This is a genomic window from Granulicatella sp. zg-ZJ (genome assembly GCF_010892355.1).
Lineage (GTDB): Bacteria > Bacillota > Bacilli > Lactobacillales > Aerococcaceae > WM01.
Map to the genome: position 1 here is coordinate 1 of NZ_WNJY01000042.1, position 8,913 is coordinate 8,913.

The window sequence follows — 8,913 nt, forward strand, 5'->3', positions numbered from 1 at the left end:
TAAAGACAGTCGTGATTGACGTGTTCCATTTTTTACAATGCCATTGGTTGCGTGACAATTTGGGCAACAATCTGGTGTATAGGTTAATTTACCGTATAAGACTAATGATTTTTTATGTCGAATGACACATTCTGATATGTTTTCATGATCAAATGTGATGTTTTTATCCTTTAATTGTAGTAAGGTTTCTGTTATACTGGACATGGGCAATTTCTCCTTATTATTTGGTCGTACTTTTAATTTAAGAGAAAATTGCCTTTTTGTCTACATAAAATTAGGGTTGCTGGCTTATGCCATCAACCCTAAAAATTATACAGCCTTTCTATCTTATAAGGCTTTCGGTATCTCATCTTTGTTTCCTCTTTTACCTTACAAGTATATTATATACGAATTTTCGTATATAGTCAATAGTTTTTTTAGTTCAAATACGAAAAATCGTATGATATAATAATAGTAAAGGAAGGTTGAAATATGAATGAAGCAGAATTAAAAAGAATAATAGAATACAGATATAATAGTTTACGTGCATTCGCTATTGAAAACGATATCCCATATACAACAATCCGTTCAATACTAGAACGTGGTGTTATGAATGCTAAAGCTGAAACAGTATTTAAAATTTGTTCCATACTAGGAATTAAGCCAGAAGTATTTGATACATCATTACAGGACACACAAAAAAACACCCTCTCCACAACAATTCAATCAATCGTGGATACTTCTATCCAATTAGAAGAAAAACGTCAAGAGAATGTATTATGTTACGCTGAAGAACAGTTAAAAGAACAACTTAATGCAATGATACTTTGAAAGAAAGCGAACAAAGCTATACTGTTTTAACTCCTGTAAAGGTTGTTGAAAGCTTAGCAGCCGGCCGTGGATACTCTTATATGGAACAAAATGAAACATATGAAGTTTATACAGATAAAGAAAATTTGAAAGGACATGATATTGCTAGTTTTGTTACTGGTGATAGTATGATACCCGATTATAAAGACGGAGATGTTGTGCTTATCAAAAAAGGATACAACAACATCCAAGGCGGCGTTTATGCGATTGACTATAACGGAAAAAGCTATTTGAAAAAAGTATACAATGAGGGAAACAGATTTAAACTTGTATCAATAAACAGTGAAAAATATGAACCTTTTTACATTGATATACCTGTTGATGAAGATATTTACTTTAATATCATTGGTAGTGTTGTAGATAGTTTTACGCCTGTTCAAGTTTATTAACTCACATTGTGAGATATAAAAAATAATTTTTGAGGGAGAAAATAATATGAAAAAAGAGTATTGTTATTAAGTACAGCAGTTGTTTTAGTCGCTTGTGGAAATGAAACTAAAGAACAACAGTCAATATCTCAAACACGACAAGAAACTACTACAATGTCAACAACAATAGCCACTACATCTACAAAAAATAAAGAGGTTAAAAGTGGACCTCTTACCGAAGTTGGACAATACACATATCAAAATGGAAACGGCAAGGTTGAATTGATAAAAATAGCAACTCCTAATGTCGAAAAAAACTCAAATAATGTAACAATTACAATAAAAGAAATCAAGTTATTAAAAACATCTGAATTAACAAATAAAGCAATAGACTTCTGGTCTCAACATCAAGTTAACATTGATGATTATTTAAGCAACAACAATATATATACACTACAAGTAAAATACGATGTAAAAAACGATAATGACGTAAACATTGGTTTTTCACAAGCAACAATAAAAAGTGTTATATCTAGTGACGGTATAGAATTTGATAAGGTATCGGAACAATTGTTGAAGATTTCTCCGCATGCTAAAAAAACAGACAATGCATCTGTGTTTATTATTAAAGGTTCCTCTGAATTTAACGATATAACGTTCTATACAGGAGATATACTTAGAATAGAGGGAAGCGGAGGGTATCATTTAGGAGAAGGTTTCCCAATCAATGTTCATTTAGGAGAATAAAAAAGAAATTATACTTTACTTTTCATATTATTCAATTTTTTTGAGTGATTTTTTAACTAAATATATATAATTGACAACATCTACACAATACTATATTGTATGTGACAAGGAAAGAGCAATAGGAAGTCTTACCAGTTATACTGTAGGAACCTATTGCACAAAAAGTCACTTGTCTAAGTCAAGCGGCTTTTTGTTATATGTCATATAAAAAAGATGGAGGGGAAAATGAGAAAAGAAAAGTTAGAATTCAAAGATATGTTAACAAAATTACGTGACGAAAAAGGAATACAATTCCATCTAATAAAAGAAAATGAAGCTATGCAGATTTTACAAGAACGTAGCTACTATTATAAACTAACTTGTTATAGAAAAAATTTTGAAAAAGACGCTAGCGGAAAATATATTGATGTTGATTTTGCTTATTTAATTGATATAGCATCTATAGATATGCAAATAAGATATTTTTTGCTGCAAATGTCATTAGATATTGAACATGGAATAAAAACAGCACTATTATCCCATATTACACAAAACAAAAATGAAGATGGTTATTCTATCATAGATGAATTTAAACAATATGATCCATATTCTTATGAAAAAACTATTTCTTCTTTCGAAAAAAATCAATATTTATCCGATATGTTTTCAAAGCGTAAACAAGATTTACCGATATGGGTACTAGTGGAAATAATGGATTTTGGTACTCTTTCATCATTTGTAAAAATGTATTATAGGAAATATACTCCTACATCATTAAAACATGCTAGCCATTTAATTACCTCTGCAAAATATATAAGAAATGCATGTGCACATAGTAATGTACTAATTTTAAATATATACGGACGGGTCAATCAAATAAAATCTCCATCAATGAGTGTTAAAGACTTAGCAAAAATTTACAATATAAATATTCTTGAATTAAAACAGAAAAAACTTCATGATTTATTTTGTTTATTCGTACTTTATAAAAAATACGCAAGTAGAAATTCTAGATCTTATAGAAAGAATCAAGGTAGTTTATTAATTGAACGTTGTAAACGAAATAAAAGCTATTATCAAAATAACAAAAAAATACTATCAGCTTTTCTTTTTTTTAAGAATTTAGTTGACTTTTTATAGAAAATGTGAGAGTATGTTAACAACGAAAGACAATTATTGTCGCTCAAGATGTGCGTGCACTGACGGGGTTCATACGAAAGTCAACTACGTTATACGTGGTTGACTTTTTGTTTTATATATATATTTAATTCCACTCTGTTGAGTCGTTTTCCTTAAAGGAGGTGATACCATTTCCATAAAGTTTCATTGCACTTTGAGAAACAACGTAGTAGAAAACGTAGTAAAGCCCTTTTTATAACCTAAAAACCCATTGTTATCAATGGGTTTTGTTATAGGTTTTATATTGTAACATAATAAAAAACACCTTTATTTTCATCAACCACAACTTGTGTGCTCGTTGATGTTAAAGGGTGTAACGCAATCACTTTGCCTTGTTTATCAAATTCTTTAAGGGCATAAAAATTTCCAGAAAAACAAACATCACATACTATCATTTTTTTAAATGTAAAAGGGGTCATATATTCATTAGGTCTAATACCTAATAAATACTGTACTGGATGCTCACTTAAACGTTCAATATCCCCTTGATTATTCTTATAAACTTTAATAGGTAATTTTGCTATATCATCTGATAAAACATTAACACAGGCATATATATCATTAAAAAGATGTGCAGTAGAAGCATTCGGCGTACTTGTATTTTTCAGCCCAAATATATCAATCAATGTTTTAAATCCATTTTGAGACTCATTAAACTGTTCAGGTGGTATATCTTCAATAAAAACATTCGGAAGAATGCTCCTTTTTAACGCATCAAAAAACTTCATTTATCATTTTCCTCTCTTATTTATTTGTGTATACAATAGAGTTATATAATTCATTCCTATAAAACCCAGGACAATATAACAAGCAGGCGGAAAAATTAGATAAACACCATATATAATACTTAAAAAACACGTAAATATCAGAAATAAAAACACTATATCTTTTATCAATCTCAAATCCATCTCCTCCAATCAAAAACTAAAACGTCCACTTAAAATATGAGCATTCAAATCCACTTCATTGTGTACAACATTCGCACGAGAAAAAGCATTCATAAGACAAGCTATAGGGTCTATACGCCCTGTACTCTTACGTTTTGACAACATAATATTCTCATTATCATCTTCTCTCGTTTTAGCGTTCATTATCGCTCTCCTTAATAATTTATCTCCGTTATGGTAAATCTGAGTGTTATAAACATGATTTCTAAAATCTTTGGTTGCTGGTGATAAAAACGCAAATTGTTGTGGGATTTCAACTACGGTTATACCTTTACTTTCAAGACTAGCCATCAAATGAACAGCTTGCCATTTATCAAAGCAAACTTCTTTTACATTATAATCTTCACACCATTTCAAAATATAATTTTCAACTTCAAGATAATCAACGACCGACCCCTCTGTTAAAATCAAATGGCCTTGTTTAACATATAAATCATACGGCACTTTATCTACTGACATTCTTTCTTTGTACCTATCCTCTGGCATAAATGAAACTTGTTTAACATATTTTTTATTATCTAATACTGCAATTAAACCTAATGATGTTAAGTCTGTTGTCGCAGATAAGTCTGCACCGATATAACATATTGCAGTTTGTGATTTCATTTTTACATCTAATTCTTTTTCTTCAAGTTCACACAAATCCCATTTGTTTATATCAAGATAACTATTCTCAGGAATATCTACCCACATGTTCATATTTTTCGTTAAAAAATCACGCATTTTCTCCGGAACATCTAGTGCTAATTTTAAGCGACCTTTTAGATAGGCAATACCCGTTTCTGTTGTAGCTAATATAGGATTAGCTTTAATCCAAACAGATTCATCTTTTATATCATCGCCAAAATCTAATTCATTTACCATAGCAAAATATTCTTCGTTCTCTACATCATCATCTGGACTTAATAATTTTGAGACATATTTATATTCAATATCGTAGCATGGGTTTGTTAACTCAAATCCTGCCGTTGTAATAATGCTTAGTAAAGGTTGTGTTCTAGCTCCCATCCCTGAAATTAACACATCATAAATATCGGATGTTTGATGTGCGTGATACTCGTCAACTAATCCTGCTTGAGGGTTAAAACCATCTCCTGTTTTACCACTATCTTTAGACAAAGCTTGTATAAACCCTCCGGATTTATCATGGTGAATTTTACCATACGCTTTTCTAAACTTATCAAAAAAAGGACTGTTCTTTATTTGTATTTCCGTCTCATTCCAAAGTATTTTAGCCTGTTCAGATTTTGTAGCTCCTATATAAACTTCGGAATACGGTTCACCTAATGCACTAGCTTCATAACTAGCTACGCAAGCATTAGATTGTGTTTTAGCATTCTTTCTTCCCACTTGCCAATACGATAACTTAAATCTCCTATATCCCGTTTCTCTATGTACCCAACCATAAATATTTGAAAAAATAAATATTTGAATAGGCGCAGGGTCTATTGCTTTTCCTGCCAGAACTCCTTTTGAGTGCTTAAATTTCGACATCCATTTCAAAAAATTCATTGCTTTTTCTTCATCAAATAGATAAGGAAACTCCTCCGTATCTTCACGTTCAACATCTCTTAAAAAACGCATATATGCCCATCTCTCTTTTTGACAATGACTACCAGTATCCTCTAACGCTATCTTACAATAATCAATTAGCATATTTTTCAGCGTCATCATACATTACCAAACTCTCTTTCGCTTTCACTAATTGGTTTTTGATTAACAGCGTGCAATGCTAGTTTTGCCCTAGCAGAAGGTGATAATCCCAAATCATTTTGCATCATTCTTAGTTGTTGCATCAACTGATGTTGTCTAATGAATAGAGGGTGAGCGGCAGTTACTGTTTCAGAAGCCTTATTTGCTTCTACAATAATTCCATCTTCAACAATTCTCTTTGTACACAAAATATACTGTTCGTATACATTGCAATATAAAGCCAAAGCATGAACATCAAGATTTCCTAATAGTTCTATTTCTTTTGTTTCGTTCACAACATATTTAAATTCTTTTTTAGCTATATCTCCTAACCAATCTGGTGGTTTTAATTTATTTCTTGCTGTTTTTAAAGACTTTTCAGCTTGTAGCCTCATGTTTATTTCTTCATTTGAACGTTTCGGCTTAGAACCGTTTAATAATCGTAATTCTAACGGCATTGCTACCTTAGACATTTTCATCTACTCCTTTGTTCTTTATTTTTTTGTTAGGTCAGAAATTTTTTTAAAGGGGAATTTGTACAAGGAAAGGCTGGGTGCGGTCTTGAGTCCTCTTTCCTTTCGTGATTTTAACATGGGGTATCAAACAAAAAAGCACAATAAACAACTAGTACACATACGTGTTTTTGTTGCAGGTATTGTGCTTGATGTTATATTATTGTGTTTTTCGTTAGTTTACTCTTGATTGTTTGTTTTGTTGCTTGTTTTGTGTTGTTTGTTGTTGATTGTTTTTATCTTCTTTTTTCTTTTCTCTATTCATTATTTTTTTACATTCGTTTGAATAGTTTTGTCATTTTGTTTCTCTGTTCGCTCTCTACTCTCTTTTCTGTTAACTCTTTGTTTTTACTATCTATTTATTTGTTTAAAATTTAAAATGATAATACAAATAACATGAACAACATATATAACAGATTGACTGTATAACTATGTATTCTACTATATGTTATGTTATATGTGTATATGTATGTTGTTTCAATCTCTTTGTTGTTTACTTCGTATTTTCAAACGTTGATTATTTTTTTATCTTCTATAAATAACGTCACTATAAAAGTTACAACATTTATATACACTATTTCATAATACAATTTTATCATGTTTTCTTGTCAAATCTTCCCAATTTTTTCCCAATTTTTTCCCAAAAAATACAGTAAAAAAAGCAAAAAGAATATGAACATAATTACAACATAATATATAAAAAGTACTTTTCAATATACTTTGCTTTTTATTTGCACTTTATTTTACAACTCTGCTTTAAAAAAAATTTTTTATTTTTTTTAAAAAAAGTATTGACTTATTATAAACGTACGTTTATAATATAAGTGTAAGTTAAAGAAAGAACTTACACCCTCCAAAAAAAATCTCAACGGAAAGGAGGGACGTTATGAAAACGAGGCGAGAAAAAAGACAAGAACGAGAAAAAGAAAAAGCTCAAAGACTTGAGCTATTCTTAAAGTTTATAAGTGCAATTATAAACATACTCTCTTCAGTCTTAAAGCTTTTTAAAACATAGCGGATTGGGCGACAGCTGAAAAGCTTAGCCCTTCCCTTGAGATAATTATACAGCGAAAGGTGTTGAAAGTCAATGACAGAACCAAAACGTCCAAGAGGACGTCCTGCAACCGGAAAAAAAAGGACTGTACAATTAAAAATAGATGTTACAGCAGATGAAAAACAAGAAATTAAAAACGCTGTGAAACTTTATAATAAAAAAGGTATCGCAGATTTAATATTATACTTCATCAGACAATAACAAAAATAGCTGACGCTATTATGAACAAATCAAAAAGCTAACTGTTACAACTCTTCGAAAAAGTGAACAACAGTTAGCAGAAATAAACTTCCAAAAATTGAAAGTAACAATATTATACATTACCTTTTTAATTTTTGGCAAGTACATTCAAAAAAAGAATAGGAGATAATAATCATGTTACAAAATAAAACAAAAATAATCGTACACCTTTGGTATATTCTTAATAGATAATCTTTACTTAATTCTCTTTATTCTGTAAAAAAGAGATATCTCCATTTGCAACGAATTGTTCTAAAATATTTTGAACAGCTTGTTCTTCATTCGTTCCAATCTCATAACGACATACTTTTTTCAATTCATTATCGGCATTTTCCATGGCAACACTGTACTTAACTTCTTTCATCATTGGCAAATCATTTAAATTATCGCCAAATGCGATACACTCCTCTTTTTTTATACCGTATTTTTCTTGTATAAATCGAATGCCTGCTCCTTTTCCGCCGTCTTTATGATACACATCAATCCACATATCTCCACTTGTCGCTGAAGAAACATTATATTGTTCACGAATTGTTAAAGCAATTTGTTTATTTTCCTCTAAAGAACGTTTACTCATGATGGCAATTTTGACGACTTCTTCATCAGCTGGAATATCCGACAATGTTTTTATTTTAATAATTTCCATATTATATTTTAGAAAATGCATCAACGCTTCATCAGAAATCGTTTCGTAAGTGTATGCTGTTTTTGTCGTACTCAATAACGCATAACATCCTTCAAAACTTTCAGCTAATGTCACAACTTTTTCAACAATGTGTTGAGCAATCGCTAATACATGAATGGACTCCCCTTGTTTCACAATATGGTTCCCGTTATCTCCTGCAAAATATAGCCAATCTTGACATACATCATCAAAAGGTTTTGAAATATGGTCAAAACTATTTCCACTTGCAATGACACCAACGATATTTTTCTCACGCAACTGTTCAGCAATTTGGTTAAATCGCTCTTTATCATACGTTTTATCCTCTCTTAAAAAAGTACCATCCATATCTGTCGCAATTAGTTTTATCGTCATATTTGCACCTCATATCTTTCTATTATTTTTATTGTATAAAGATTATATGGAATAGTCAATGATACGCACCAATAAACACTTCTATCCTCATTTTTGTCAAATATAGTTTATTTTTAATTATCATAGTAAGGACAAATTGATATACTATGAACCCAAAAGATTCACACTAAAACAAAAAATGGCTGTATAATTTTTAGGGTTGATGGCATAAGCCAGCAACCCTAATTTCATGTAGACAAAAAGGCAATTTTCTCTTAAATTAAAAGTACCACCAAATAATAAGGAGAAATTGCCTATGTCTAATATA

Annotated in this window: 10 protein-coding genes and 1 pseudogene; 6 read left to right on the top strand and 5 right to left on the bottom strand. The window is 30.5% G+C overall.

Annotation, left to right across the window (positions count from 1 at the left end):
• Positions 1-204: pseudogene (locus tag GMA11_RS08745) on the bottom strand (hypothetical protein); the annotation flags it as partial.
• A gap of 267 nt (positions 205-471) precedes the next feature.
• Here GMA11_RS08745 and GMA11_RS09375 point away from each other — a divergent pair.
• From GMA11_RS09375 to GMA11_RS08765, 4 genes are all read left to right on the top strand, one after another.
• Complete coding sequence (locus tag GMA11_RS09375) at positions 472-810, top strand: helix-turn-helix transcriptional regulator (RefSeq protein WP_240332500.1); 339 nt, start codon at positions 472-474, stop codon at positions 808-810.
• Positions 807-1,238 carry a S24 family peptidase gene (locus GMA11_RS08755; RefSeq protein ID WP_163546768.1) on the top strand — a complete coding sequence of 144 codons (432 nt, stop codon included), beginning with the start codon at positions 807-809 and terminating at the stop codon, positions 1,236-1,238. Before GMA11_RS09375 ends, GMA11_RS08755 begins: the two co-directional genes overlap by 4 nt.
• A gap of 60 nt (positions 1,239-1,298) precedes the next feature.
• Complete coding sequence (locus GMA11_RS08760; protein ID WP_163546769.1) at positions 1,299-1,964, top strand: hypothetical protein; 666 nt, start codon at positions 1,299-1,301, stop codon at positions 1,962-1,964.
• A 225-nt stretch (positions 1,965-2,189) separates the two neighbouring features.
• Complete coding sequence (locus GMA11_RS08765) at positions 2,190-3,083, top strand: Abi family protein (protein WP_163546770.1); 894 nt, start codon at positions 2,190-2,192, stop codon at positions 3,081-3,083.
• A gap of 278 nt (positions 3,084-3,361) precedes the next feature.
• Here GMA11_RS08765 and GMA11_RS08770 read toward each other — a convergent pair whose 3' ends face one another.
• The 3 genes from GMA11_RS08770 to GMA11_RS08780 all read right to left on the bottom strand — a co-directional run bounded on the left by GMA11_RS08770 (position 3,362) and on the right by GMA11_RS08780 (position 6,234).
• A complete protein-coding gene (locus tag GMA11_RS08770; protein WP_163546771.1) occupies positions 3,362-3,850 on the bottom strand; it encodes a phage portal protein in 489 nt (162 codons plus the stop codon).
• 189 nt (positions 3,851-4,039) lie between these two features.
• The gene (locus GMA11_RS08775; RefSeq protein ID WP_163546772.1) at positions 4,040-5,743 is read right to left on the bottom strand and encodes a terminase large subunit; all 1,704 of its coding nucleotides are present in this window, start codon (positions 5,741-5,743) and stop codon (positions 4,040-4,042) included.
• A complete protein-coding gene (locus GMA11_RS08780) occupies positions 5,740-6,234 on the bottom strand; it encodes a phage terminase small subunit P27 family (RefSeq protein ID WP_163546773.1) in 495 nt (164 codons plus the stop codon). The genes GMA11_RS08775 and GMA11_RS08780 overlap by 4 nt, the downstream gene beginning before the upstream one ends.
• A 925-nt stretch (positions 6,235-7,159) precedes the next feature.
• Here GMA11_RS08780 and GMA11_RS09455 point away from each other — a divergent pair.
• Both GMA11_RS09455 and GMA11_RS08785 read left to right on the top strand, forming a co-directional pair.
• Positions 7,160-7,288 (top strand): hypothetical protein, encoded by a 129-nt coding sequence (locus tag GMA11_RS09455; RefSeq protein ID WP_255466037.1) that lies wholly within the window; start codon positions 7,160-7,162, stop codon positions 7,286-7,288.
• A gap of 72 nt (positions 7,289-7,360) precedes the next feature.
• The gene (locus GMA11_RS08785) at positions 7,361-7,528 is read left to right on the top strand and encodes a hypothetical protein (RefSeq protein WP_163546774.1); all 168 of its coding nucleotides are present in this window, start codon (positions 7,361-7,363) and stop codon (positions 7,526-7,528) included.
• A gap of 238 nt (positions 7,529-7,766) precedes the next feature.
• Here GMA11_RS08785 and GMA11_RS08790 read toward each other — a convergent pair whose 3' ends face one another.
• On the bottom strand, positions 7,767-8,606 hold the full coding sequence (locus tag GMA11_RS08790; protein ID WP_163546775.1) for an HAD family hydrolase: 840 nt from the start codon (positions 8,604-8,606) through the stop codon (positions 7,767-7,769).
• Between the last annotated feature and the right edge of the window lie 307 nt (positions 8,607-8,913).